This window comes from Pseudomonas xantholysinigenes, assembly GCF_014268885.2.
In the GTDB taxonomy this organism is placed as follows: Bacteria; Pseudomonadota; Gammaproteobacteria; order Pseudomonadales; family Pseudomonadaceae; genus Aquipseudomonas; species Aquipseudomonas xantholysinigenes.
Genome location: NZ_CP077095.1, coordinates 1155829 through 1181433, shown reverse-complemented (window position 1 = coordinate 1181433; position 25605 = coordinate 1155829). Strand labels below are relative to the sequence as shown.

The following is a 25605-nucleotide window of genomic DNA, read 5'->3' as shown; positions in this document are numbered from 1 at the left end:
CCGAAGCTGCCCTTTTCCTACCGATCAACGCGCTTATTCAGCCAGTTTGAAGGTGATGAAGCTGGCGCGCCCTTGACGCAGCACGCGCATGGACACCGAACGGTTCTTCGGCAACTCCTTGGCGATTTCGGTGAACTGCTTGGCCGAGACGATCGCCTGGTTGTTCAGGTGGCTGATGACATCGCCCGGACGCAGGCCGATCAGCGCCGCCGGCCCATCCTGAACTTCCTTGATGACCACGCCGCCCTTGAGTTCCAGGGATTTCTTCTGCTCGGCGCTCAGGTCGGTCACCGAAACACCCAGGCGGTTGCTGCTGCGCTCGGCGCCGCCCTGGCCACCGGTGCCGATGTCGGCATCTTCCTCAGGCAACGCACCAATGGTGATGTCGAGGTTTTGGCGCTTGCCGTTGCGGATGATCTCCAGCTTGGCCTTGGCGCCATCCTTGAGGCTGCCCACCAGGTGCGGCAGGTCGGCGGACATGACGATCGGCTGGCCATTCATGCTCAGGATCACATCGCCCACCTGCAGGCCGCCCTTGGCCGCCGGGCCGTCTTCCAGCACCTGGGCCACCAGCGCGCCGGCCGGCTTGTCCAGGCCGAACGACTCGGCCAGGTCCTTGTTGACCTCCTGGATCACCACGCCCAGCCAGCCGCGGCTGACCTTGCCGTCTTTCTTCAGCTGGTTCGACACATCAATCGCCACATCGATCGGGATGGCGAACGACAGGCCCATGAAGCCACCGGAACGGGTGAAGATCTGCGAGTTGATGCCCACCACCTCGCCTTTCATGTTGAACAGCGGGCCACCGGAGTTACCTGGGTTGATAGCCACGTCGGTCTGGATGAACGGCACGTAGGTGTCGTTGGGCAGGGTGCGGCCCTTGGCACTGACGATGCCCTTGGTCACCGAATGGTCGAAGCCAAACGGCGAGCCGATGGCCAGTACCCATTCACCGACCTTGAGCTTCTCGGAATCGCCCAGTTTGACCGTCGGCAGGTTCTTGCCTTCGACCTTGAGCAGGGCCACGTCGGTACGCGGATCGGTGCCAACCAGCTTGGCCTGCAGCTCGCTGCGGTCGGACAGGCGGACGATGATTTCGTCGGCATCGGCGACCACATGGTTGTTGGTCAGCACATAGCCGTCACTGGAAATGATGAAGCCCGAACCCAGCGACTGGGCCTCACGCTGACGGTCGCCACGGGGCGAGCGCGGCTGCTGTGGCATGTTGCGCTCGAAGAACTCGCGGAACATCGGCGGCAGGCCTTCGAGGTCGGGCATCTGCCCGGCGGCGACGCGGCGGTCCGGCAGCTTCTGCTTGGTACTGATGTTGACCACCGCCGGCGAGGCCTGCTCGACCAGGGTGGTGAAGTCCGGCAGGGACTCCTCGGCCTGGGCACTGAGCACCTGGCCGAGCATGAGCACGGCGGCGAACATCGATAGGTAGGTTTTCAAGCGTGGTATTGACATACGGCTCCCGTCACAACGAGCGTAGTTAGCAGTAAGGTTCCCGCAGACGCAGGAAAGGCCAGACTCCGAGAAGCCTGACCTATAGAAAATTTGCGGCAGGATTGCAAATGACAATGCCTGAATTTCATGTCAGCTCTGTGTAACAAGAGCTGTCAGGAGCCGAGCCATCATTGCCGTGCCTGGGCATCCTGGGCCCGCATCGACAGGGCCACGCGCTCGGCGGTACCCAACGGGATTTCGCCGACCACGGTGACCATCACCTTGCCCTTGGGGGTATTCAGGTGGCGCGAAACCGCCACTGTCGGCCCCAACTGGGCACGGGTATCGGTACCGGCATCGCCGCCGATCGGCTCGAGGAAAACCGAGAACCGGGCCAGGCCATCGTCGTACATCAGGCTGCTGACCGTGCTCTTGCGCGCAGGGTCGCGACGCACCGAGCTGTTGACCAATTCGAACCCCGGTGGCAGCCAGTCCGAACGCCAGCCGGCAACAGCTTCGGTTGTACTCGGGGCGACCCGCTCCACCGGTTTGCAGGCGGCGCTGGCGCTGAGGTCGGCGTCGGTCGGCGGGGTGTCGGTATCCAGGCGGGTCATCTGGAAGCGCTCGAGCAGCTGCCCCTTGTCGTTGAGCATCAACGAGCGCAATGGCAGGCCGGTACGGCGATCCAGGTGCATTTCGAAGGCATAGCGATGCTGGTCGCGCGGGGTCAGCGTGACAATCACCGCATCGCGCCCGGCGACGCGTGACTTGCCTGCCACGCTGAGGTCGTACCAGCTCATCAGTTTCAGGGGATCGAGCACACGTGGCGCAGAGTCGGGGGGCGTGCCCACACCGCTGACCAGGTCGCCGCTGACGCATTGCACCTTGCCATCCACCCGCACGATTTCCTGGGCCGAGCCGTCGAGCTGCAACAAGCGCTCGCTGACCTTGCCATCCTGGACGCGATGCCAGATATCGTGGGTTGAAAAGCTGCCATTGCGTTCGTAGACGAAGGCGCCTTGGTAGCTCTGCGCCTGTTCGGCCCGTGCCAGCTTGTTCAGCCACTCGCTCGCCTCAGGCGAGGAGTTGGCCGCCAGTGCCTGCACCGTCAAGCTGCTGCCAAGCAGCAGCGACAGGAGAGGTAGCGCGCGCATGATCCTCCTTACTTAGCGGTTTTCCAGGCTGGCGGCGCGGGCGTAAGGCAGCGCGGTCTCGTTGCCCTTCAGCGCGGACTCCTGGGCGTGCTGGCGCAGATAACCTGGCAGACGCTGATCCCAGCCGGCCTGGTTCTGCAGCACACCGTTGGCCATCGGCCCGGTCGGTTGCTCGTTGCTTTCACTATAGCCGGCCAAAACGGCTGGGCCTTGTGCCTGCGGCATGCTCAGCCCCTGCTGGGCAGGCTGCTGGGCGGCCAGTTCGACACCCGTGATCTCGTCCTGGTTGTAGAAGCGCACACCGGCCAGCACGGCAACGGTCACCGAAGCGGCCACGGCCAGGCGGCCAATGCTGCGCCAAGGACCCTGCTTGACCTTGGCCGGCACGGCCTCGTCAGCCAGCGCCGCGGACACCGCCGAGGCGATATCCAGCTTGGGCAGCAGCAGCTCCTTGTGCATGGCGGCACGCGCGACCTGGTAACGCGACCAGGTGGCACGGGTTTCGGCGTCGTCGACGGCATTCAGCACGCGACGCAGTTCAAGTTCGTCCGCTTCGTTATCCATCACCGCGGACAGCGATTCCTGCAAAGCTTCACGACTCATGGCGGTTCCTCTCTTGGCTATCGCCGCTGTCTCAGGTTTCCTGCAACAACGGTTGCAGGGCTTTGTCTATGGCCTCCCGAGCGCGGAAGATTCGAGAGCGCACGGTACCCACCGGACATTGCATGACACTGGCAATGTCTTCGTAACTCAGTCCATCGAACTCGCGCAGCGTCAATGCTGTACGCAGGTCTTCCGGCAGTTGCTGGATGGTGCGATGGACAGTGCCTTCGATTTCATCCCGCAACAACGCGCGCTCTGGGGACTCGAGATCCTTGAGACCATGATCGCCGTCGTAAAACTCCGCATCCTCGGAGCTCACATCGCTGTCTGGTGGCCGTCTTCCACGGGATACCAGGTAGTTCTTCGCCGTGTTGATGGCGATGCGGTACAGCCAGGTGTAGAACGCACTGTCACCGCGAAAATTCCCAAGCGCCCGGTATGCCTTGATGAAGGCTTCCTGCGCCACGTCCTGCGCTTCATGGGTGTCGTGGACAAAACGCACGATCAACCCGAGAATCTTGTGCTGGTACTTCAGCACCAACAGATCGAACGCTCGCCTGTCGCCGCGCTGCACGCGCTCGACAAGCTGCTGATCCTCTTCCTGGGTTAGCATGAACACTCCTCAGTGGTCTCGAAGGAGCGTTGCAACAGCCATCGTTCAGGCTTGCAACCATAGACTCGGGCTTTGCGCAAAAGTTCTCCCCTCCAAGCAAGTTTCCTGCGGCCCTTGGTCGGCTCGCACGGAAGACGCAGCGCGGTCGCTGCCGGCTGCGTCGATAATCTGGTCTACATGTACGCAGGTGTCAGCCCAAGATAGAGCTGCCGCCCTGCATCGCCTCGGCAAACTGTGAGGTACGGGCAGCCTTCATAGGATTTCCCGGGGTATCGGAAAGTTCCCACAAAGATCGTCGCCACGCGCGCAAGCGCCATTGGAAATCAGGCACCTGGGGCTGCTATAAAGGCATCCCGGTCTGCTTTCACGATAGTTTCACAGTGCCATCTGCGCGCGACTATTGTGCCGTGCCCCCTCCAAAGATTACTAGTGTCCCGACATGAGCCAACAATTCCAACATGATGTCCTGGTGATCGGCAGTGGTGCCGCCGGTCTCAGCCTGGCACTGAACCTCCCCGGCCATCTGCGCATCGCCGTGCTGAGCAAGGGCGACCTGGCCAACGGTTCAACCTTCTGGGCCCAGGGCGGCGTCGCCGCGGTGCTCGACGACACCGACACCGTGCAGTCCCATGTCGAGGACACCCTCAACGCCGGTGGCGGTCTGTGCCATGAAGACGCCGTGCGCTATACCGTCGAGCACAGCCGCGAGGCCATCCAGTGGCTGATCGAACAGGGCGTGCCGTTCACTCGTGACGAGCACTACAGCGTCGACGATGGCGGTTTCGAATTCCACCTCACCCGCGAAGGCGGCCACAGCCACCGGCGCATCATCCACGCCGCCGACGCCACTGGCGCGGCGATCTTCAAGACCCTGCTCGACCAGGCACGCCAGCGTCCGAACATCGAACTGCTGGAGCAACACGTGGCGGTCGACCTGATTACCGAGCGGCGCCTGGGCCTGGACGGCGAACGCTGTCTGGGCGCCTATGTGCTGAACCGCAACAGCGGCGAGGTCGACACCTTCGGCGCTCGCTTCACCGTGCTGGCCACTGGCGGCGCGGCCAAGGTCTACCTCTATACCAGCAACCCCGATGGGGCCTGCGGCGACGGCATCGCCATGGCCTGGCGTGCCGGCTGTCGAGTGGCCAACCTTGAGTTCAACCAGTTCCACCCGACCTGCCTGTACCACCCGCAAGCCAAGAGCTTCCTGATCACCGAGGCCCTGCGCGGCGAGGGCGCGCTGCTGCGCCTACCCAATGGCGAGCGTTTCATGCCGCGCTTCGACCCTCGCGAGGAACTGGCGCCACGGGATATCGTCGCCCGCGCCATCGACCACGAGATGAAGCGCCTGGGCGTGGACTGCGTGTACCTGGACATCAGCCACAAGCCCGCCGACTTCATCAAGAGCCACTTCCCCACGGTCTACGAGCGCTGCCTGACCTTCGGTATCGACATCACCCGCCAACCGATCCCGGTGGTGCCCGCCGCCCACTACACCTGTGGCGGAGTGATGGTCGACGAGCGCGGCCACACCGATGTGCCCGGCTTGTACGCCATTGGCGAAACCAGCTTTACCGGCCTGCATGGCGCCAACCGCATGGCCAGCAACTCGTTGCTCGAATGCTTTGTGTATGGCCGCGCCGCCGCCGCTGACATCGAGGCGCACCTTGGTGAAGTCAACATGCCCCGCGCCCTGCCCTGCTGGGATGCGAGCCAGGTCACCGACTCGGACGAAGATGTGATCATCGCGCACAACTGGGACGAACTACGGCGATTCATGTGGGACTATGTCGGCATCGTGCGCACCAGCAAACGCCTGCAGCGCGCTGAGCACCGAGTGAGGTTGCTGCTGGACGAAATCGACGAGTTCTATAGCAACTACAAGGTCAGCCGCGACCTGATCGAGCTGCGCAACCTGGCCCAGGTGGCCGAATTGATGATCCGCTCGGCGATGCAGCGCAAGGAGAGCCGAGGGTTGCATTACACCCTGGATTATCCAGGCATGCTGCCCGAAGCCGTGGACACCGTCCTCACCCCCACCCTGTAGGCGCCAGCCTTGCTGGCGAAACAGGCTCCGCGGTGACGCATCACCCCGGCACTTCGGCCCAACGCCGCCGGCTGAATTTCAGCCGCACCCGCAAGCGCCGATGCTGCTCATGCCCCAGTGCATCCCCCGGGATGCACTGCCCTTCGCTCCACCACCGCCCCTTGCGCACGAAGCGCAACACCACCAGCCCCGGCAGCGCCACACTGTCACGACACAACCTTACCGGCTGCCATCCCACCGCGCGGCTGTAAAGGCACCAACCACGCGGGTCTCGGCGCAAGCCGGTAATGGCCTGGGGATGGGTCAACAGAATTCGACGGGGAACGACCCAACAGGCGTGGGCCAGACAAGCGATCACCAACAAGCCGCACAGCCAGACCGGCAAGGCGACGACAGCGAGCGTCAACAGCGCCAGCACCTGGCCGGCAAGGTAGGCCGTCAGCAGCAGGCGCGAGCCCTGCCAACGGCACTCGAATACTTCACTTGGGCTGGACACGGTCCAGGATGATGCGGACCATCCGCTGCAGCTCCGGATCTTCCGACTCGGTGCGCTCCATGAACCAGCCGAACATGTCCTGGTCTTCACAGGCCAGCAGGCGACGGTACAGCTCGCGGTCGGCTTCGCTCAGGCTCGGATAGACTTCCTGGGTGAAGGGTACCAGCAGCACGTCCAGTTCCAGCATGCCACGGCGGCTGTGCCAGAAAAGCCGGTTGAGTTCAGTTTGTTCGACCATGGGGCCCTCCTCGAGTGGGCGCGCAGTATACCGCGCGGCGTACGAAGCGGCACAAGGCGTTGGTCTAGTCACCTACCTATTTTGTTACTGGCGTTCTATGATGGCCGCCAGTCTCTAGCTACCGCGATGACCCATGGCCGATTCCGCTTTCTTCTGTTCCCTCTCCCATGAGGGCATCCTCGCCGTCCGCGGCTCCGACGCCGGCAAGTTCCTGCAGGGCCAGCTGACCTGCAACCTCAATTACCTCAGCGACCAGCATGCCGGCCTTGGCGCCCGCTGCATGGTCAAGGGCCGCATGCAGTCGAGTTTCCGCATCCTGCCCGAGGGCAACGGCTACCTGCTGGCCATGGCCAGCGAACTGCTCGAGGCGCAGTTGGCCGACCTGAAGAAGTACGCGGTGTTCTCCAAGGCCACGCTGACCGACGACAGCGCCGCCTGGGCACGTTTCGGCCTGCAGCAGGGCGATGCCGCCCTGCAGGCGCTGAACCTGTGCGTGGCGGAAGAGGCCGGCGCGACCGTCCGTCATGATGGGCTGATTGCCGTCCGTGCCTCGGCCGGTCGGGTCGAACTGTGGGTGCCTGCCGACCAGGCTGCCGCGGTGCACGAGAAACTGGCCGCCACGCTGCCCGAGGGCACGCTCAACGACTGGCTGCTCGGCCAGGTGCGCGCCGGCATCGGCCAGGTCATGGGCCCGACGCGCGAGCTGTTCATCCCGCAGATGATCAACCTGCAGGCCGTCGACGGCGTGAGCTTCAAGAAAGGCTGCTATACCGGCCAGGAAATCGTCGCGCGCATGCAGTACCTAGGCAAGCTCAAGCGTCGTCAGTATCGCCTGGCGCTGGCCGAGACAGCGGTACCCCAGCCGGGCGCCGAGATCTTCTCGCCGACCCATGGTTCCTCGGTCGGCGAGGTGGTGTTCGGCGCCAGCACCGGCGACGCCGTCGAACTGCTGGCGGTGCTCAGCGCCGAGGCGGTAGCCGATGACAACCTGCACCTGGGCAGCCTGGAAGGCCCGCGCCTGCAACTGCTCGACTTGCCTTACGAACTGGACCGCGACCGGGAAATCCAGCGCTGACCAGCCCGCCCCGCCATGACGGCGGGGCCGCACCACCATTGCCGTAGAGACGTTCATGAACAAGCTGGCCGAAATGGTCCAGGCGCAATTGCTCGCCGCCATCGACAAGGACGACCTGGTCCTGCCGACCCTGCCGGAAGTCGCCCTGAGCATCCGCGAAGCCGCCGAGGACAGCGATATCAGCGTATCCGCGCTGAGCAAGGTGATCGGCCGCGACGCGGCCCTGTCGGCACGCCTGATCAAGGTGGTCAACAGCCCACTGATGCGCGCCGCCGTCGAAGTCACCGACCTGCATACGGCCATCACCCGCCTGGGCATCAACTACAGTTGCAACCTGGCCATCGGCTTGGTGATCGAGCAGATCTTCCATGCCCGGGCGCCGGCTGTCGAACAAAAGTTACGGGATATCTGGGCCAACAGCCTGGAAGTCGCGGGCATCAGCTATGAACTGTGCCGCCGCTACACCCAGCTCAAGCCCGACCAGGCCACCCTTGGCGGCCTGGTGCACCAGATCGGCGCCCTGCCAGTGCTGATCTATGCCGAAGAACATAACGAGCTGCTCTCGGACCCGGTCTGCCTGCACTACGTGATCGAGCAGATCCAGCCGGTGCTGGGCGACAAGATCCTCAGCGCCTGGGAATTTCCCGAGCAGTTGATCACCCTGCCCGGCCAGGTGCAGGACCTTGACCGGCGCACCGACCAGATCGACTACATCGATATCGTGCAGATCGCCCGCTGCATCAGCCAGCGCGGGCGCAGCCGGCCGCTGGCGGCAGTGCCGGCCTATCGGCACCTGGGGCTGCCCTATGGCACCGAACTGGATATCGCCGAATTGCTGGACGCACGCAGCCTGTTGCGCTGAACCCGCGCCTGTTCGCCGACACCACAGACACGCGGCGGCGCACCGCGCAAGCGCTCCCCAAGCCAGCGGGTCATCGGCGCGATGTCGGTCTTCAGAATGCCGAAGTGATCGCCAAGACGGGGATCATCGGCAGCTTCGACCGTGGCATATTCCTCGTAGCACACCGGCACACCGGGGGTATCGCCCTGATTGGTAGCGTTCAGCTGGTCTTTCAGCTCCCGGGTGTTGCCGACACTGACCCGGCTGTCGTGTTCCGCCTGGGCCAGCCGAATCGGCGCCTCGATCTTCAGGTTCGGATGCATCGCTCGTAGCGGCGCATCCAGCACCGTCAGAATTTTTTCGCTGAACAATCCCTGCCCCGGCTGAACCCAGACTGACTCACTCAGCTCGGTTCGGCACAGACTATCGGCGCTCTGTTGATAGATACTCTTGCCCCTGGCGGTGAAAATCCTGTCGAGATCAAGCGCTGGCTGCGCACGCAGCGCGCCTTGGATCACCAGTACCAGAAAAGGCATGCTGGCCCTGGCCTCTGCGTCGTCCTCCGCCACGGAAGGCAGGTATTGCAACATCTCCAGCTTCGACGCCGGCGCAATTGCCGCGACGCCGACCAAGTGCAGCTCAGGCGTCCAGCCCGGTTGCTGATGAGCGGCAAACAACGCAGCCTGACCACCCTGGGAATGGCCAACGATGGCAACACGCGTGGACAACCGCGCCTGGCCGTGCTCGCCCATGGACAACTGGCGGGCGGCACGCACCGCATCCAGGATGGACCGGGCTTGCGAAACACCATCCAGGTAGGGATGCGGCCCTGCCGTCCCAAGCCCCTCGTAATCGCTCATGACCACGGCATATCCAGCCTCCAGAAAGGCGTTGAGCATGGGGTGCGGTGAACGGTTGATGACTTGGTGCAGGCGCAACGGCTCGCTGCCGGGATCCTCGGCCTTGTCCATGGACGGCGCGCACTTATCGGCGCTGCCCACGGTCCCGTGCGCCCAGGCGATCACAGGCCAGCCGCCAGGGCCTGGCTCGCCCTTGGGCAACGCCAGGATGGCAGAAACCGCCACTGGCGTGCCCTGGGCATCGTCCTTGCTGGATTTGTAGATGATCAGTGTATTTTGCCCCGCGCCCTCCAGGCCCGCTGGCGGGGCGATCGGCCTGTACCTGAGCGGACGACCGTGCTCACCCAGAGCAAGCGCTTCGGCATCAACGAAATAGAATGGGTCTTCGGTCGGTGGTTGGTCTTGGCGCACCATGCAGCCCACCAACACCAGCCCGACCGAAGCCAGCATGATCGAGTCCCGCAGCATTCGTCCTAGCGCGGTGCGCATACGCCCTGTCCTTTTCTCCATCGGCGTGGCGATCATCCGCTGGTCAGGCGAAGCTGCCTAGCTGGCAAGAATGCCAGGTGCAACCAGGGTCATGCCTGTTCGCCAATGAAGCTGACCCGAACCTTCAAGCCGCCTCGCTCGCCATCATGCAGGCTGATCTGTGCCAGGTGCGCCCGGCAGATCTCGCCGACGATCGCCAGGCCCAGCCCACTGCCCTGCGCACTGCGTCGATAGAAACGTTCGAATACCCGCTCGCGCTCATCCTGGGGAATCCCCGGCCCGTCGTCCTCGACCTCGAGCACTGCCGGCGCCAGCACCCGCAGGATCACATCGCCACCGGGCGGCGTGTGCGCCAAGGCATTGTCCACCAGGTTGCTGAGCAACTCGTTGAGCAGGGTCGGTTCGCCCTTGAGCCACACCGGCGCCTCGGCCTCCAGCGCCAAGGCCACGCCACGTGCATGGGCCAGCGGTGCCATGGCCATGCCCAGCTCGCGGGCCAGCTGGCTCAGATCCAGGCGCTGGGCGCCGCCTTCGGCGATGGCCCGGGCACCGTTTTCCACCCGCGCCAGCGACAGCAACTGGTTGGCCAGGTGAGTCAGGCGGTCGGTGCCCTGGGCGGCGGCCTCCAGGGTCCTGCGCCACTCCTCAGGCTCCCGCGAGCGCAGGCCCAACTCGACCCTGGCCTTGAGCGCGGCCAACGGCGTGCGCAGCTCATGGGCGGCATCGGCAATGAATTGCGCCTGGCGCTCGAACTGGCCACGCAAGCGTTCGGTGAAGTGATTCAGGGCCCGCACCAATGGCCCCAGTTCGCGCTGTACCTGCACCACCGGCAAGGCGCGCAGGTCGTCCGGCTGGCGCTCCTCCACCGCCGTGCGCAGACGCTCCAGCGGGCGCAACGCGGCGCTGACCGCGAACCACACCATCACCAACGCGCCGAGCGCCAGCATGCCCAGGCGCAGCAGCGTGTCGGCCATCAAGCCACGGGCCATGCGCACCCGCGCCTCCTCGGTCTCGGCCACGCGAATCTCGGCCATGCCATTCATGTTTGGCTCGCTGACCGCCTTGAGCAGGCTGACCACGCGCACATCCTGACCCAGGTAGGTGGCGTTGTAGAAACGAGCCAGGGCCGGGTAATCGTCGGTGCGCGGCGTGCCCGGCGGGGGCGGCGGCAGGTGCTCGTAGCCGGAGATCAGCTTCTGGTGGATATCCAGCACCTGGTAGTAGATACGTCCGGCGCTGTCGTAGGCAAAGGTGTCCAGGGCCACATAAGGCACATCGGCGCTGAGGGTGCCGTCGCGCTGTGACAGGCCGGCGGCGATGGTCCGCGCCGACGCCAGCAGGGTGCGATCGTAGGCGGTGTCGGCAGCCTCGCGGCCATTCCAGTAGGCACTCAGGCCGCTGGCCAGCATCAGCACCACCAACAGTAGCGCCAGGTTGCCGAGCAAGCGCCCGCGCAGGCTGCCGTTGTCACGCATCGCGGTGCTCGAGCAAGTAGCCCAGGCCGCGGAAGGTGACGATGTGCACTGGGTGCCCATCGAGCTTCTTGCGCAGACGGTGGATATAGATCTCGATGGCGTCGGGGCTGGCTTCCTCGTCCAGGCCGAACACCTGGGCGGCCAGTTGCTCCTTGCTCATCACTCGCCCCGGGCGGGCGATCAGCGCCTCGAGCACGCTCTGTTCGCGCTGGGTCAGGGTCAGCGGCGCATCCTCGAGACTGAAGCGCCGGGTATCCAGGTCATAGACCAGCGGCCCGCAGCGCTGCTGACGCTCGCCACCGAGCACGCTGCGACGCAGCAGCGCCTTGACCCGCGCCTCCAGCTCGGTCAGCTCGAAGGGCTTGGCCAGGTAATCGTCGGCGCCAAGGTTCAGGCCATGCACGCGGTCCTTCACATCGCTGCGCGCGGTCAGCATCAGCACCGGCAGGGTCTTGCCGCGCCCACGCAGGCGCGCCAGCACCTCGAAGCCATCCAGCCGCGGCAGGCCCACATCCAGCACCGCCACGGCGTAATCCTCGCAGGCCAACGCCAGGTCGGCGGCGATGCCATCGTGCAGCACATCCACGGTCAGGCCCTGGCTCTTGAGCGCCTGGGCCACGCTTTCAGCCAGTTGCAGGTGGTCTTCGACCAGCAACACTCGCATCGGATTCTCCCTGCCCGGCATGGGCTTTTTGCGCGGAGTGTACCGCCGTGGCGGGGCCTGTGAAGCCCTCGCGGGAAACCTTTCACGCTGAAAGGTTAGCGAAAGGTTGGTTGCCTAGCATCGCACCACGGTCGCCCCGCGCGCCGGCAAAAGCACCAGCAAGGTGCAACACATAAGAACAATAAATGGAGTCACCGACGATGCTGTCCATGCAGCCGCAGGCGTTCGCGCCTACCCGTTCGTTCGCCGCCCGACCTTCCGCCCTCGCCAGCGCCTTCGCCCTTGCCGGTGTCGCGCCCATGAGCCAGGCCGCCTTCTTCGAAGACAGCACGGCTACCTTCGAAACCCGCAACATGTACTTCAACCGCGACTTCCGCGACGGTACCAGCAAGCAGCAATCCAAGCGCGATGAATGGGCCCAGGGCTTCATGCTCAACTTCGAGTCGGGCTACACCGAAGGCACCGTGGGCTTTGGCCTGGACGCACTGGGCATGCTCGGCATCAAGCTCGACTCCAGCCCCGACCGCACCGACACCGGCCTGCTGCCGACCCACGACAACGGCAAGGCCGCCGACGAATATTCCAAGCTCGGCCTGACCGGCAAGGTCAAGGTCTCGCAGACCGAACTCAAGATCGGCACGCTGATCCCCGAACTGCCCACCCTGCAGCCCAACGACGGGCGCATCCTGCCGCAGACCTTCGAAGGCGGCCTGGTCACCTCGAAGGAGATCAAGGGCCTGACCTTCACCGGCGCGCGCCTGGAAAAGGCCAAGGACCGCAACGACACCAACTGGGAAGACCTGGCCCTGAACAACAAGAACGGCCGTTTCGGCGGCACGTTCAGCGCCGACCACTTCGATACCGGTGGCCTGGATTACCAGTTCACCGACCGCATCACCGGCAGCTATCACTTCGCCCAGCTCGACGACATCTATCGCCAGCATTTCATCGGCCTGGTCGCCAGCCAGCCCTGGGGCCCGGGCACCTTCGGCGCCGACCTGCGCCTGGCGCTGAGCGACGATGCCGGCGCGGCCAAGGCCGGGCGCATCGACAACACCACCTTCAACGGCATGCTCAGCTACAGCCTGGGCGGGCACAAGCTCAGCGGCGCCTGGCAGCAGCTGTCCGGCGACAGCGCCTTCCCCTACATCGACGGCGCCGACCCCTACCTGGTCAACTTCGTCCAGATCAACGACTTCGCAGGCGCCGACGAGCGCTCCTGGCAAGCGCGCTACGACTACAACTTCGCCGCCCTGGGCATCCCCGGACTGACCTTCATGACCCGCTACCTCAGCGGCGACAACGTCAGCCGCGCCGCCGGTGGCGAGGGCAAGGAGTGGGAACGCAACACCGAACTGAAGTACGTGGTACAAAGCGGCCCGTTGAAAAACGTCGCCGTGCGCCTACGCAACGCCACCTTCCGCTCCAACTTCGCCCGCGACGCGGACGAGGTGCGGCTGCTGGTGAGCTACAGCGTGGCCCTGTGGTAAGCCATTAGCGGTACCCCATAACAACAACGCTCACGGAGTTAGACGATGACCTTTTCACTGCGCCGCCTCGTCCTCGCCACCGGTTGCCTGCTGTTGGCCGGCAACGCCCTGGCCGCGGAACCGAAACGCCCCGAATGCATCGCCCCGGCCTCGCCCGGCGGCGGTTTCGACCTGACCTGCAAGCTGGTGCAAAGCGCCCTGGTCAACGAGAAGATCCTCAGCAAGCCGATGCGGGTGACCTACATGCCCGGCGGTGTTGGCGCGGTCGCCTACAACGCCGTGGTCGCCCAGCGACCGGGCGACGCCGGTACCCTGGTGGCCTGGTCCAGCGGCTCGCTGCTGAACCTGGCCCAGGGCAAGTTCGGCCGCTTCGATGAGAACGCGGTGAAATGGCTGGCGGCGGTCGGTACCAGCTACGGCGCCATCGCGGTGAAAAGCGACTCGCCCTACAAGACTCTCGACGACCTGGTGGCGGCACTGAAGAAAGACCCGAGCAAGGTGGTGATCGGCTCGGGTGGCACCGTCGGCAGCCAGGACTGGATGCAGACCGCGCTGATCGCCAAGGCCGCCGGCATCAACCCGCGCGACTTGCGCTACGTAGCCCTGGAAGGCGGTGGCGAGATCGCCACGGCGTTGCTCGGCGGGCACATCCAGGTGGGTTCCACCGACATTTCCGACTCCATGCCGCACATCCAGAGCGGCAGCATGCGCATCCTCGCGGTGTTCTCCGACAAGCGCCTGGACGAGCCAGAAATGAAAGACATCCCCACCGCCAAGGAGCAGGGCTACGACATCGTCTGGCCAGTGGTGCGCGGTTTCTATCTGGGGCCGAAGGTCAGCGACGAGGACTACGCCTGGTGGAAGGCTTCGTTCGACAAGCTGCTGGCCTCCGAGGACTTCGCCAAGCTGCGTGACCAGCGCGAACTGTTCCCGTTCGCCATGACCGGTGAAGAGCTCGATGGCTATGTGAAGAAGCAAGTGGCGGACTACAAGATGCTGGCCCGGGAATTCGGGCTGATCCAGTAAGCCTCCCACGATCCCTGTAGGAGCGGCCTCGTGTCGCGAAAGGGCTGCGCAGCGGCCCCAGGATTTCAGCTTCGCAGCATGAAGTGCCGGGGCTGCTGTGCAGTCCTTTCGCGACACGAGGCCGCTCCTACAGGGGCCGTGTCATGCCGATGAACCATGAGGATTCCCCCATGATCCTGCAACGCCTCTTCGCCCTGGCCCTGCTGGCGGTATGCGCCGCCCTGGCCGTCATGGCCTGGCCCTACCAGGCCGCGTTTTCCTATGAACCGGTGGGCCCGCGCGCCTACCCGCTGCTGATGCTCGGGCTGATGGGCCTGGGCTTGCTCTACCTGGCGATCCGCCCCACGCCCATCGTGCGCAAGGACGACGAACCGGAACTGGACCGCGAAACCCTGATCAAGATCGCCGCCTGCGTTGGCCTGCTGCTCGTCTTCGCCGCCACCTTCGAAACCCTGGGCTTCATCCTCAGCGCGGCGCTGGTGGGCGTGCCCATGGCGCGCCTGTACGGCGGCCGCTGGCTGCACAGCGCCATCGTGGTGATCGGCATGAGCATTTTCCTCTACTGGCTGTTCGACCGCGTGATGGACGTGCCCCTACCCCTCGGCCTGCTCGACGTACTGGAGAACTGACACATGGATACCTTGAGCTACCTCGGCCAGGGCTTCGGCGTCGCCCTGAGCCCGTACAACCTGGTCACCGCCCTGACCGGCACCCTGATCGGCACCGTGGTCGGCCTGCTGCCAGGCCTGGGCCCGATCAACGGCGTGGCCCTGCTGATCCCCATCGCCTTCGCCCTCGGCCTGCCGCCGGAGTCGGCGCTGATCCTGCTGGCCGCCGTGTACCTGGGCTGCGAGTATGGCGGGCGCATCAGCTCGATCCTGCTGAACATCCCCGGCGAAGCCTCCACCGTGATGACCACCCTCGACGGCTACCCCATGGCGCGCCAGGGCCTGGCCGGCGTGGCCCTGTCGCTGTCGGCCTGGAGCTCGTTCATCGGCGCCCTGATCGCCACCTGCGGCATGGTGCTGTTCGCCCCGCTGCTGGCGAAATGGGCGATCGCCTTCGGCCCGGCGGAGTACTTCGTGCTGATGGTGTTCGCCATCGTCGCCCTTGGCGGCATGGCCGGCGACAAGCCGCTGAAGACCTTCATCGCCGCGCTGATCGGCCTGTTCCTGTCGGCGGTGGGCATCGATGCCAACAGCGGCGTGTACCGCTTCACCGGTGACAGCGTGCACCTGGCCGATGGCATCCAGTTCGTGGTGCTGGTGCTGGGTCTGTTCTCCATCAGCGAGATCCTCCTGCTGCTGGAAAAGACCCACCACGGCCATATCGCGGTCAAGGCCACCGGGCGCATGCTGTTCAACTTCAAGGAAGCGGCCTCGGTGTTCTTCGTCAACATCCGCTGCGGCCTGCTCGGCTTCTTCATGGGCGTGCTGCCCGGTGCCGGCGCGACCCTGGCCAGCGCCGTGGCCTACATGACCGAAAAACGCATGGCCGGCGACAAGGGCAACTTCGGCAAGGGCGACGCCCGTGGCCTGGCTGCCCCGGAAACCGCCATCGGCGCTTCCTGCTGCGGCGCCCTGGTGCCGATGCTGACCCTCGGCGTCCCCGGCTCGGGCACCACCGCGGTGATGATCGGCGCGCTGACCCTGTACAACATCACCCCCGGCCCGCTGCTGTTCGAACAGCAGCCGGACATCGTCTGGGGCCTGATCGCCTCGCTGTTCATCGCCAACATCATGCTGGTGATCCTGAACATCCCGATGATCCGCATCTTCACCCGCATCCTCGCCGTGCCGAACTGGGCGCTGGTGCCGGTGATCGCGATCATCACCGCGATCGGCGTGTACGCCGTGCATGCCACCACCTTCGACCTGTTCCTGATGGTCGGCATCGGCATCATGGGCTACATCCTGCGCAAGCTGGACTTCCCGCTGTCGCCAATCCTGCTCGGGTTCATCCTCGGTGGGCTGATGGAGCAGAACCTGCGCCGTGCGCTGTCGATCTCCAATGGCGAGCTGGGCATCCTCTGGTCGAGCCCGATCAGCATGGGTGTGTGGGTGCTGGTGGTGTGCATGCTGAGCCTGCCGCTGCTGCGTATCTGGCGCAAACGGGTCCAGCAACGCCGGGCCGTGGCCGATGCCTGATCGGTCGGTTCCGCTGTTCTGGGCCACCGGGCTGGTCGGCCTTGCGGGCGGGTTTCTCGCCAGCAAGGTTGGCTGGCCCTTGCCCTGGATGGTCGGCTCGTTGCTGGCGATCATCCTGGTGCGCTGCCTGACGCCCTGGTTGTTGCCGGAAATACCCAACGGCCGCAAGTGCGGCCAATGGATCATCGGCATCGGTATCGGCCTGCATTTCACCCCGGCGGTGATCGAGCAGGTCGCCGACCACTTTGCCCTGATCTTCTTCGGCGCACTGTTCACCACGCTGTCCAGCGTGATCAGCGTGTGGTTGCTGCGGCGCACTGGCGAGGACCGCGCCACGGCATTTTTCGCCAGCATGCCGGGCGGCTCGGGAGAGATGGTCAACCTGGGCGCACGCAACGGCGCGGTCCTCAGCCAGGTGGCCGCAGCGCAGAGCTTGCGGGTGCTGGCGGTTGTACTGTGCGTGCCGGCGCTGTTCAAGTTTCTGCTGGGCGATGGCATGCCGCTGAATCACACCGGCAGTGTCAGTTGGGGCTGGCTGGCCTTGATCGCGCCGCTGGGCGTTGTGGTGGCGCTGATCTGGCAACGCCTGCGCCAACCCAATCCGTGGCTGTTCGGGCCGTTGTTGGTGGCCGCCACGATAAGCCTTGCCGGCAATCTGCAGATCGGCCTGCCCAATGGCGCCAGCCAGATTGGCCAATGGTTGATCGGCAGCGGCCTGGCCTGCCACTTCAACCGGGCATTCTTCCGCCGCGCGCCGTCGTTCCTCGGCCGCACCTTGCTGGCCACGGGGTTGTGCATGCTGATCGCCGCAGGCGCGGCGTGGGCGTTGAGCCTGCTCACGCAACTTGACCTGCGCTCGTTGACCTTGGGGATGATGCCAGGCGGCATCGCCGAGATGAGCCTGACGGCAGAGACGCTGCAACTGTCGGTGCCGTTGGTGACGGCGTTGCAAGTCATGCGATTGTTGTTCGTGCTGTTCCTGGCCGAGCCGTTGTTCCGGCGCTGGAATGCCAGCCAGTCATGATGTGCTGGCTTCTTCGCGGGTAAACCCGCTCCCACCGGTACAGCGCTGGCCCTGAAAGGCAGCGCATTCTCAGTGGGAGCGGGTTTACCCGCGAAGACGCCCCCAGCCAATCACAGCGGCGGCAACGCCCAATCGATCGGCGCCATCCCGCGTTGCTGCAAGAAGCTGTTGGTGCGGCTGAAATGTCCGCAACCAAAGAACCCACGGTAGGCCGACAACGGCGACGGATGCACCGACTTGAGCACCAGGTGCTTGCTGGCGTCGATCAGCTTCTGCTTGCTCTGCGCATGGGCGCCCCACAGCAGGAACACCACGTTCGGGCACTGTTCGCTGACCACCTGGATGATCCGGTCGGTGAAGAACTCCCAGCCTTTTTTCGCGTGGGACGCGGCATTGGCGCGCTCCACGGTCATGGTGGTGTTGAGCAACAACACGCCCTGCTCGGCCCAGCTTTGCAGGTATCCATGAGCAGGGATCGGCAGGTTGAGGTCGCGCTGCAACTCCTTGTAGATATTGACCAGCGATGGCGGCGTAGGGATGCCAGGCTGCACCGAGAAACACAGGCCATGGGCCTGGCCCGGGCCGTGGTAGGGGTCCTGGCCGAGGATGACCACCTTGACCTGGTCCAGCGGCGTGGAGTTCAGGGCATTGAAGATCAGCGGCCCCGGCGGGTAGATCTCCTTGCCGGCGGCATGTTCGGCCCGCAGGAACTCACGTAGCTGGTGCATGTAGGGCTGGTCGAACTCGGCGCGCAGCGCGGCTTTCCAGCTGGGCTCGAGTTTGATGCGATCGTCGTCGGTCATGGGGGCATCCAATAGCAAAGTGGCGCGACACTAGGAAAGCTGCGCCGGCTTGTCAATCGATCCGACCGGCGACCGGCAGCTTCGCGCCAGGCAGCCATACTGGTGGGATGACCTGCGCGAGGTAGCCCATGTCCATTCACTGCGAGGTACTCACTGGTGCCGACGGAGCCCGTATCGGCATCGCCACCCTGGATGCGGCCAAGGCGCTCAACGCCCTGACCCTGCCAATGATCGAGGTGCTCGACGAGCAGTTGCAGGCCTGGGCGCAAGACCCAGGCATCGTCTGCGTGCTGCTGCGCGGCAATGGGCCCAAGGCCTTCTGTGCCGGGGGCGATGTGCGGGCGTTGGTGCAGGCCTGCCGTGAGCACCCCGGCAGCGTACCGCCATTGGCCGCCAGCTTCTTCGCCAGCGAGTATCGCCTGGACCATCGCCTGCATACCTACCCCAAGCCGCTGCTGTGCTGGGGCCACGGCCATGTGCTGGGCGGCGGCATGGGGCTGTTGCAAGGCGCCGCGGCGCGCATCGTCACCCCCAGCAGCCGCCTGGCCATGCCGGAAATCAGCATCGGCCTGTACCCGGATGTCGGCGCCAGCTGGTTTCTCGCCCGCCTGCCCGGCAAGCTCGGCCTGTTCCTCGGCCTGACCGGCGCAACAATCAATGCCCGCGATGCCCTGGACCTGGGGCTGGCCGATCGCTTCCTGGGCGAGTATCAGCAAGAGGCACTGATCGAAGAACTGCTGCAATTGAACTGGCAGGAGCAGACCGCGCTACAGCTCAACAGCTTGCTCAAGGCCGAACAGCACCGCGCTTGCGCAGAACTGCCCGAAGGCCAATGGCTGGCACGGCGGACAGTGATCGATGAGGTGCTCGACGTAGCCGACCCGGTGGCGGCCTGGCGTGCGCTGGCAGGCCTGGCCAGGCACCCTGACCCGCTATTGGCGGCGGCGGGCCAGCGCCTGCACGAAGGTTGCCCGCTGACCGCGCACCTGGTGTGGGAACAGATCCACCGTGCGCGCTACCTTTCGTTGGCCCAGGTGTTCCAGATGGAATACACGATGAGCCTGAACTGCTGCCGACATCCGGAGTTCAGCGAAGGGGTGCGCGCGCGGTTGCTGGACAAGGACAACACACCGCACTGGCATTGGCCGGATGTGGCGCAAGTGCCATCGGCGGTGGTCGCGGCACACTTCACCAAGGTATGGGAGGGGCGCCACCCGCTGGCGGAGCTGGACTGACTTCAAGCAAGCAGCTTCGCGCGAGGGAGCCCGCTACCGGCGGCCATCAATGCTGCCAGTTGGAGTTGCCTCTCTGGTTACCCTGCCGGTTCGAATGCCAACGATCCCCGCGGCCATCGCGGGTGTCATGGCGGTAATCGTTGCGGTTGCGGTCACCACCGTAGTCGTAGCGCTGGCGATTACCGTAGTCGTAGCGTGGGTTGCCATGCCAGCGCGGCTGCATGCCAGGCGCAGGGTACGGCCGGTAGTAGCGCGGCGCGGGCTGGTAGTAGTAACGCGGCTGTGGCGCCACGTAGTAACGGTCTTGACGATAGTAACCGGGGTACACGTAGCGATCGGTGGTGTAGTAGTCGCTGCGATAATAGCCACCGCCCGCATAGTACGGAGCGCAGGCGGATGTCAGCAGGCCCAGCAGGACAATGAGCAGGATTCGAAGGTACATGGCGGCCTCCTGGACCGCGAGGATGCCCGGCACAGCGGCGCTGGCGGGCGTCGACGACAATGCGTTCATCGACACAGGATCAGACAACGCCGTCGGGGTTCGGTGCGATTTTCGCAACAAATTGAAACAGCTCGTCCTACCCGGCGCGCCCCTGCAATGCGCTCCGATATACTGAGCAGCCCGACGCCTGGAACCGATCATGCCCGACCCTCGCCATTGCCCCGCCTGCGGCGCCTTGAACCAGTGTGGCCTGGCCGATCCAGGTAGCGCCACCCAAGGCTGCTGGTGCTTCAGCGTGAGCATCGACCCGGCAATCCTTCAGGCGTTGCCCGCCGAATTGCGCGACCAAGCCTGCCTGTGCCCGCGCTGCGCGCAGGTGGACGCGCAACTCAAGGCAGCATCGCGACCTGCGATCCGCTAGACTGCACGCCGCTCTTCAACGACTCGCCTGCATGCGCCTCGACCGATTCCTCGGCAACCTGCCCTGCTACAACCGCCAACAAGTACGCCTGCTGCTGATCCAGCGCCGCGTGCGGGTGGACGGTGCAGTGGTGGCCGACCCGCTGCACGAGGTCCGTGAGTTCAGCCGCGTCGAAGTCGACGAACAACTGCACCAGGCCGGCCGCCCGCCGCGCTACCTGATGCTGCACAAACCCACGGGGTGTGTCAGCGCCACCCAGGATCCGCAACACCAGACTGTCCTCGACTTGCTGCCAGCTGAGTTGCGTGACGACCTGCATATCGCCGGGCGCCTGGACTACAACACCACCGGGCTGATGATCCTGACCAACGACGGGCAGTGGTCGCGGCGCCTGACCCAGCCGCGCACGAAGTTGCCGAAGGTCTACCGGGTACAGACCGAGGACGAAATCGGCACGCATTATGTCGACAAGTTCCGTGAGGGCTTCTATTTCGCCTTCGAAGACCTCACCACCCTGCCCGCCCAACTGGACATCCTCGCTCCCCGCGAGGCCAGGTTGGCGATCGTCGAAGGGCGATACCACCAGGTCAAGCGGATGTTCGGGTACTTCCAGAACAAAGTGGTAGGGCTGCACCGAGAGCGCATGGGGCCGATCGAGTTGGACCCAGCATTGGCTCCCGGTGAGTTCAGGGCCTTGAGTTCGGCGGAAATCGCCGCTGTTTGATCCAGCGGCTCCTGCGAGGAGCCTGTCTGCGCGCGCACGGCACCCAAACCGTTCGGCGCTTTCTGGCAAAAGATCCTCTGAGCGGCACTTGCGCGATCCCGCCGCCGCTGCTTGACTGCTAACTCGTCGGTCCGCATGTGACCAATCGGTCACAACCGCAGTCCAAGACGCCCTTGCCGGCCACCCGGGGTCTCGATGCTCTGGGGCACGGCAATCGCCCGCCACAACAATTACCGTCGACAAACGCGTCAAGGATCGACACCAGGGCCCACCGGTTTCTCTTCCAGGCAAATGCCTACCTGTCATAAAGAACGTGCACCCTAGGTGACGCGAATACCCTTTTTGCGCCAGGAGTCGATGACATGAGGCCAGAAATCGCTGTACTTGATATCCAAGGGCAGTACCGGGTTTACACGGAGTTCCATCGCGCCCAAGGCGCCGAAAAGACAATCATCCTGATCAATGGCTCGCTGGCGACCACGGCATCGTTCGCGCAGACCGTGCGCAACCTGCACCCGCAGTTCAACGTGGTGCTGTACGACCAGCCCTATGCCGGCAAGTCCAAGCCGCACAACCGCCACGAGCGGCTGCTCACCAAGGAGACCGAGGCGCACATCCTCCTCGAACTGATCGAGCACTTCCATGCCGACCATGTGATGTCGTTCTCCTGGGGGGGCGCCTGCACCCTGCTGGCGCTGGCGCACCAGCCACGGCTGGTGAAGAAGGCCATCGTCAGCTCGTTCTCGCCGGTGATCAACGAGCCGATGCGCGACTACCTGGAGCGAGGCTGCCAATACCTGGCCGCCTGCGATCGCTACCAGGTCGGCAACCTGGTCAACGACACCATCGGCAAGCACCTGCCGTCGCTGTTCAAGCGCTTCAACTACCGGCACGTCAGCAGCCTCGACAGCCACGAGTACGCGCAGATGCACTTCCACATCAATCAGGTGCTCGAACATGACCTGGAACGGGCATTGCGGGCGGCGCGCAACATCGCCATCCCGGTGCTGTTCATCAACGGCGACCGCGACGAGTACACCACCGTCGAGGATGCTCGCCAGTTCAGCCAACATGTGGGACGTAGCCAGTTCAGCGTGATCCGCGACGCCGGCCACTTCCTCGACATGGAACACAAGGCCGCCTGCGAGGACACCCGCAGCGCCATGCTCGGCTTCCTCAAGCCGACCGTGCGCGAGGTCCGCCAACGCTACACACCGGTACAGGGGCAACATGCACTGGCAATCTGAGCGCATCGGCGACCTGTAGCCCTCCTCTACCCACAGGCTGCGGGCCGCCGACAGGCTTTTTATAACCTCGGGCTTCTAATTCGAGGGGGGTTATGGTAAAAAGTCGAGCGCCGAAGCGGGTATAGTTTAGTGGCAAAACGAAAGCTTCCCAAGCTTTAGTTGAGGGTTCGATTCCCTCTACCCGCTCCAATTTTGCTCCGGACAATCCGCTGCATCCGTCGAGCTTCCGGCAACATCCCGAATCCACGCACAAGGCCCGACTGGCGCATACGCTAGTCGGGCCTTGTTCATTGTGCGATCAGGATGCGTTCATCGACGTGAGCGCAACAGTATTGCTCAATCTGGCGCGATCCCTATGAGAGCAGGCTCTCCCGTGAACACCGCGTCGCTTGCTTCGTGGCTGAAGCCGCTCCCACAGCGACCGCGCTGGCTTTATCAGTTGAGCAAGACAGTTGCTCCCACCACCACAACCTTTCATTGACCTGGCCCATGGCCATCCCGCCTGGCCTGCGCCAGAATCGCCGTGCACGCGCAGCGGCTGTCGGCGCATACACCTAAGCTTCCCGAAACATTTCCAAAGGACTGCGCATGTTTCTTTCTCGCTGGCTACCGGGCCTGGCCAACCTGCTGCACTACCGCCGCGAATGGTTCCATGCCGACGTGCAGGCCGGGCTGTCAGTGGCCGCGATCCAGATCCCCATCGCCATCGCCTATGCACAGATCGTCGGCCTGCCACCGCAATACGGCCTGTACGCCTGCGTGCTGCCAATGATGGTCTACGCCCTGATCGGCAGTTCGCGCCAATTGATGGTCGGCCCTGATGCCGCCACCTGTGCCATGATCGGCGGCGCCGTGGCGCCACTGGCCATGGGCGATCCACAGCGCATCGCCGAACTGTCGGTGATCGTCACCGTGCTGGTGGGGGCGATGCTGATCGCCGCCGGGGTGGCACGGGCGGGCTTTATCGCCAGCTTCTTCTCCCGGCCGATCCTGATCGGTTACCTCAACGGCATCGGCCTGAGCCTGATCGCCGGGCAATTGTCGAAGGTGGTGGGGTTCACGATCGAAGGCGACGGATTCATCCTCAGCCTGGTCAATTTCCTCCAACGCCTGGGCGAGATCCACTGGCTGACCCTGGTCATCGGCCTGGCCGCGCTCGGCCTGCTGATCTGGCTGCCCCGGCGTCACCCGCGGCTACCGGCAGCGCTGGTCACCGTGGTGGTGTTCACCGCCCTGGCCGGGCTGTTCGGCCTTGACCGCTTCGGCGTGGCGATCCTCGGCCCGGTGCCGGCTGGTATCCCCGAGCTGGCCTGGCCGCAGAGCACCCTGGCGGAAACCAAGAGCCTGCTGCGCGACGCCCTGGGTATCGCCACCATCAGTTTTTGCAGCGCCATGCTCACCGCCCGCAGCTTCGCCGCCCGCCATGGCTATGCGATCAACGCCAACCATGAATTCGTCGCCCTCGGCGTGAGCAACCTGGCCGCTGGCATCTCCCAAGGCTTCGCCATCAGCGGCGCCGACTCGCGCACCGCGGTCAACGACATGGTCGGTGGCAAGAGCCAGCTGGTGGGCATCATCGCCGCGCTGGTGATCGCGCTGATCCTGCTGTTCTTCACCGCGCCCATGGCCTGGATTCCCCAGGCGGCGCTGGGCGCCGTGCTACTGATGGCCGGCTGGGGGCTGATCGACGTCAAGTCGCTCAAGACAATCCGTCGCCTCAGCCGCTTCGAGTTCTGGCTGTGCCTGCTGACCACCGTCGGCGTGCTCGGCCTGGGTGTGCTGCCGGGCATCGTGTTCGCCGTGACCCTAGCCATCCTGCGTCTGTTGTACAGCATCTACCAGCCCACCGACGCGGTGCTTGGCTGGATGCCAGGCGTCGAGGGGCAGGTGGACGTGCGCCAGCACAAGGAGGCGCGCACCGTGCCAGGGCTGCTGGTGTATCGCTTCGACGACGCGATCCTGTTCTTCAATGCCGACTACTTCAAGATGCGCCTGCTCGACGCCGTGCAAGGCAGCGAGCAGACCCAGGTGGTGCTGTTCGACGCCGAGGCGGTGACCAGTATCGATGTCAGTGGCATCGCCGCCCTGCGCGAGGTACGCGATACCCTCGCCGCCCAGGGCATCCACTTCGCCATTGCCCGCGCCCGTGGCACCTTCCTGCGCATGCTGGTGCGCTCGGGGATGGCCCGGGAGATGGAAGACAAGCTGCTGTTCGGCTCGGTGCGCGCGGGGATTCGGGCGTATCGGGTATGGCGCAACAGAAGCCGCCAGGCGCTGAAAGAGCAGTAAGGGAAAGGGACTACGCCCTCTGTTGAGGAGAATGACACCACCGGCAAAAGCCCAGCGGGTAGCCTGAGGCCTCATTTTCCTCCGTAGCTTTGTCCCGACGAAAAGCTGCGCCAATGGCGTATACAGTGCTATGCTCTTCACCGAAACGGCCATCTTCACCAAACGCGTCCAGGAACTGCTCGACGATGAGAGCTACCGGTTGCTGCAGGTCCGTCTGCTGATGTGCCCCGATGCGGGCGATACGATCGAAGGCACCGGTGGCCTGCGCAAGATCCGCATCGCCGCGAAGGGGCACGGCAAACGGGGTGGCGCCCGGGTGATCTATTACCACTTCGTATCCGCATCGCACATTGCAATGCTCTACATCTACCCCAAGAACGAACAACCCGACCTCAATGCCGAGCAACGCAAAGCACTGAAAGCCGTCATCGCACACTGGAGCCAACCATGAATCGCCTCTTCGACGAACTGATGGAAAGCGTGGAGCAGATGGACGCCATCGTCCATGGCCGGCGCCAACCCGCCCGCCAGTTCGAGATCGACGCCCTGCAGGTCAAAAACATCCGCAAGGCGACCGGGTTGTCCCAGACGCGCTTTGCCGAAATGATCGATGTTCAGGTAGCGACCCTGCGCAATTGGGAACAGGGGCGCCGGGAGCCTACCGGGCCAGCCAAGGCGTTGCTGCGTGCCATTCACAACGACCCTGACCACGTGCTCAAGGCACTCGCCCACTGACCCACGCCTTTCCTGATCAAG

The 25605-nt window shown here is 64.6% G+C and carries 26 protein-coding genes and 1 tRNA gene; 16 read left to right on the top strand and 11 right to left on the bottom strand.

What is annotated here, in order from left to right; genetic code table 11:
• Positions 1–33: 33 nt before the first annotated feature.
• The 4 genes from HU772_RS05435 to rpoE form a co-directional block, all read right to left on the bottom strand.
• Positions 34–1434, bottom strand: a complete 1401-nt coding sequence (locus tag HU772_RS05435; protein WP_437182425.1) for a DegQ family serine endoprotease — start codon at positions 1432–1434, stop codon at positions 34–36.
• Positions 1435–1634: 200 nt separating this feature from the next.
• Positions 1635–2600: a MucB/RseB C-terminal domain-containing protein gene (locus tag HU772_RS05430; protein ID WP_186659167.1), complete on the bottom strand. Its 966-nt coding sequence runs from the start codon at positions 2598–2600 to the stop codon at positions 1635–1637.
• A gap of 12 nt (positions 2601–2612) precedes the next feature.
• Entirely contained in the window at positions 2613–3203 is a 591-nt protein-coding gene (locus HU772_RS05425) for a sigma-E factor negative regulatory protein (RefSeq protein ID WP_186659170.1), read from the bottom strand.
• A 31-nt stretch (positions 3204–3234) separates the two neighbouring features.
• Positions 3235–3816 carry an RNA polymerase sigma factor RpoE/AlgU gene (gene rpoE / locus HU772_RS05420; protein WP_010220971.1) on the bottom strand — a complete coding sequence of 194 codons (582 nt, stop codon included), beginning with the start codon at positions 3814–3816 and terminating at the stop codon, positions 3235–3237.
• A gap of 439 nt (positions 3817–4255) precedes the next feature.
• Here rpoE and nadB point away from each other — a divergent pair, with 439 nt between their 5' ends.
• A complete protein-coding gene (gene nadB / locus HU772_RS05415) occupies positions 4256–5863 on the top strand; it encodes an L-aspartate oxidase (protein ID WP_186659173.1) in 1608 nt (535 codons plus the stop codon).
• 40 nt (positions 5864–5903) lie between these two features.
• On the opposite strand, the gene HU772_RS05410 is transcribed toward nadB, so the two are convergent.
• Both HU772_RS05410 and HU772_RS05405 read right to left on the bottom strand, forming a co-directional pair.
• Positions 5904–6359, bottom strand: a complete 456-nt coding sequence (locus HU772_RS05410) for a protein YgfX (protein ID WP_186659176.1) — start codon at positions 6357–6359, stop codon at positions 5904–5906.
• Complete coding sequence (locus HU772_RS05405; protein ID WP_186659179.1) at positions 6343–6597, bottom strand: FAD assembly factor SdhE; 255 nt, start codon at positions 6595–6597, stop codon at positions 6343–6345. The genes HU772_RS05410 and HU772_RS05405 overlap by 17 nt, the downstream gene beginning before the upstream one ends.
• 133 nt (positions 6598–6730) lie before the next feature.
• Between HU772_RS05405 and ygfZ the strand changes: the two genes are divergently transcribed.
• Complete coding sequence (gene ygfZ, locus HU772_RS05400; protein ID WP_186659182.1) at positions 6731–7672, top strand: CAF17-like 4Fe-4S cluster assembly/insertion protein YgfZ; 942 nt, start codon at positions 6731–6733, stop codon at positions 7670–7672.
• Positions 7673–7727: 55 nt separating this feature from the next.
• Positions 7728–8534, top strand: coding sequence for an HDOD domain-containing protein (locus HU772_RS05395; RefSeq protein WP_186659185.1), 807 nt, complete (start codon positions 7728–7730; stop codon positions 8532–8534).
• On the opposite strand, the gene HU772_RS05390 is transcribed toward HU772_RS05395, so the two are convergent.
• The 3 genes from HU772_RS05390 to HU772_RS05380 form a co-directional block, all read right to left on the bottom strand.
• Entirely contained in the window at positions 8477–9862 is a 1386-nt protein-coding gene (locus HU772_RS05390) for a lipase family protein (RefSeq protein WP_186659188.1), read from the bottom strand. The two genes, HU772_RS05395 and HU772_RS05390, sit on opposite strands and share 58 nt — an antisense overlap.
• 89 nt (positions 9863–9951) lie before the next feature.
• Entirely contained in the window at positions 9952–11337 is a 1386-nt protein-coding gene (locus HU772_RS05385; RefSeq protein ID WP_186659191.1) for a sensor histidine kinase, read from the bottom strand.
• On the bottom strand, positions 11330–12001 hold the full coding sequence (locus HU772_RS05380; protein WP_186659194.1) for a response regulator: 672 nt from the start codon (positions 11999–12001) through the stop codon (positions 11330–11332). Before HU772_RS05380 ends, HU772_RS05385 begins: the two co-directional genes overlap by 8 nt.
• A 200-nt stretch (positions 12002–12201) precedes the next feature.
• On the opposite strand from HU772_RS05380, the gene HU772_RS05375 reads away from it, so the two are divergent.
• The 5 genes from HU772_RS05375 (at position 12202) to HU772_RS05355 (ending at position 17688) form a co-directional block, all read left to right on the top strand.
• Positions 12202–13491 (top strand): OprD family porin, encoded by a 1290-nt coding sequence (locus tag HU772_RS05375; protein WP_186659197.1) that lies wholly within the window; start codon positions 12202–12204, stop codon positions 13489–13491.
• 45 nt (positions 13492–13536) lie between these two features.
• Positions 13537–14517, top strand: coding sequence for a Bug family tripartite tricarboxylate transporter substrate binding protein (locus HU772_RS05370; RefSeq protein WP_186659200.1), 981 nt, complete (start codon positions 13537–13539; stop codon positions 14515–14517).
• A 170-nt stretch (positions 14518–14687) separates the two neighbouring features.
• Positions 14688–15146 (top strand): tripartite tricarboxylate transporter TctB family protein, encoded by a 459-nt coding sequence (locus HU772_RS05365; RefSeq protein ID WP_186659203.1) that lies wholly within the window; start codon positions 14688–14690, stop codon positions 15144–15146.
• Positions 15147–15149: 3 nt separating this feature from the next.
• Entirely contained in the window at positions 15150–16664 is a 1515-nt protein-coding gene (locus HU772_RS05360; protein ID WP_186659205.1) for a tripartite tricarboxylate transporter permease, read from the top strand.
• Complete coding sequence (locus tag HU772_RS05355) at positions 16657–17688, top strand: AbrB family transcriptional regulator (protein WP_186659208.1); 1032 nt, start codon at positions 16657–16659, stop codon at positions 17686–17688. Before HU772_RS05360 ends, HU772_RS05355 begins: the two co-directional genes overlap by 8 nt.
• Positions 17689–17798: 110 nt before the next feature.
• On the opposite strand, the gene ung is transcribed toward HU772_RS05355, so the two are convergent.
• Positions 17799–18491, bottom strand: coding sequence for a uracil-DNA glycosylase (ung, locus tag HU772_RS05350; RefSeq protein ID WP_186659210.1), 693 nt, complete (start codon positions 18489–18491; stop codon positions 17799–17801).
• A gap of 128 nt (positions 18492–18619) precedes the next feature.
• Between ung and dspII the strand changes: the two genes are divergently transcribed.
• On the top strand, positions 18620–19726 hold the full coding sequence (gene dspII, locus HU772_RS05345) for an enoyl-CoA hydratase/isomerase DspII (RefSeq protein ID WP_186659213.1): 1107 nt from the start codon (positions 18620–18622) through the stop codon (positions 19724–19726).
• Positions 19727–19772: 46 nt separating this feature from the next.
• Here dspII and HU772_RS05340 read toward each other — a convergent pair whose 3' ends face one another.
• On the bottom strand, positions 19773–20168 hold the full coding sequence (locus HU772_RS05340) for a hypothetical protein (protein ID WP_186659215.1): 396 nt from the start codon (positions 20166–20168) through the stop codon (positions 19773–19775).
• Between the two features lie 199 nt (positions 20169–20367).
• Between HU772_RS05340 and HU772_RS05335 the strand changes: the two genes are divergently transcribed.
• The 7 genes from HU772_RS05335 (at position 20368) to nadS (ending at position 25584) form a co-directional block, all read left to right on the top strand.
• Positions 20368–20589: a cysteine-rich CWC family protein gene (locus tag HU772_RS05335; RefSeq protein ID WP_186659218.1), complete on the top strand. Its 222-nt coding sequence runs from the start codon at positions 20368–20370 to the stop codon at positions 20587–20589.
• A 31-nt stretch (positions 20590–20620) separates the two neighbouring features.
• Positions 20621–21313, top strand: a complete 693-nt coding sequence (locus HU772_RS05330) for a 16S rRNA pseudouridine(516) synthase (RefSeq protein WP_186659221.1) — start codon at positions 20621–20623, stop codon at positions 21311–21313.
• A gap of 362 nt (positions 21314–21675) precedes the next feature.
• On the top strand, positions 21676–22560 hold the full coding sequence (locus HU772_RS05325; protein ID WP_186659224.1) for an alpha/beta fold hydrolase: 885 nt from the start codon (positions 21676–21678) through the stop codon (positions 22558–22560).
• A gap of 115 nt (positions 22561–22675) precedes the next feature.
• A tRNA-Gly gene (locus HU772_RS05320) sits at positions 22676–22749 on the top strand.
• A 399-nt stretch (positions 22750–23148) separates the two neighbouring features.
• The gene (locus HU772_RS05315; protein WP_186659227.1) at positions 23149–24849 is read left to right on the top strand and encodes a SulP family inorganic anion transporter; all 1701 of its coding nucleotides are present in this window, start codon (positions 23149–23151) and stop codon (positions 24847–24849) included.
• A 130-nt stretch (positions 24850–24979) separates the two neighbouring features.
• Positions 24980–25300: a type II toxin-antitoxin system RelE/ParE family toxin gene (locus tag HU772_RS05310; RefSeq protein ID WP_186659230.1), complete on the top strand. Its 321-nt coding sequence runs from the start codon at positions 24980–24982 to the stop codon at positions 25298–25300.
• Positions 25297–25584 carry a NadS family protein gene (nadS, locus tag HU772_RS05305; RefSeq protein WP_186659233.1) on the top strand — a complete coding sequence of 96 codons (288 nt, stop codon included), beginning with the start codon at positions 25297–25299 and terminating at the stop codon, positions 25582–25584. Before HU772_RS05310 ends, nadS begins: the two co-directional genes overlap by 4 nt.
• Positions 25585–25605: the final 21 nt, after the last annotated feature.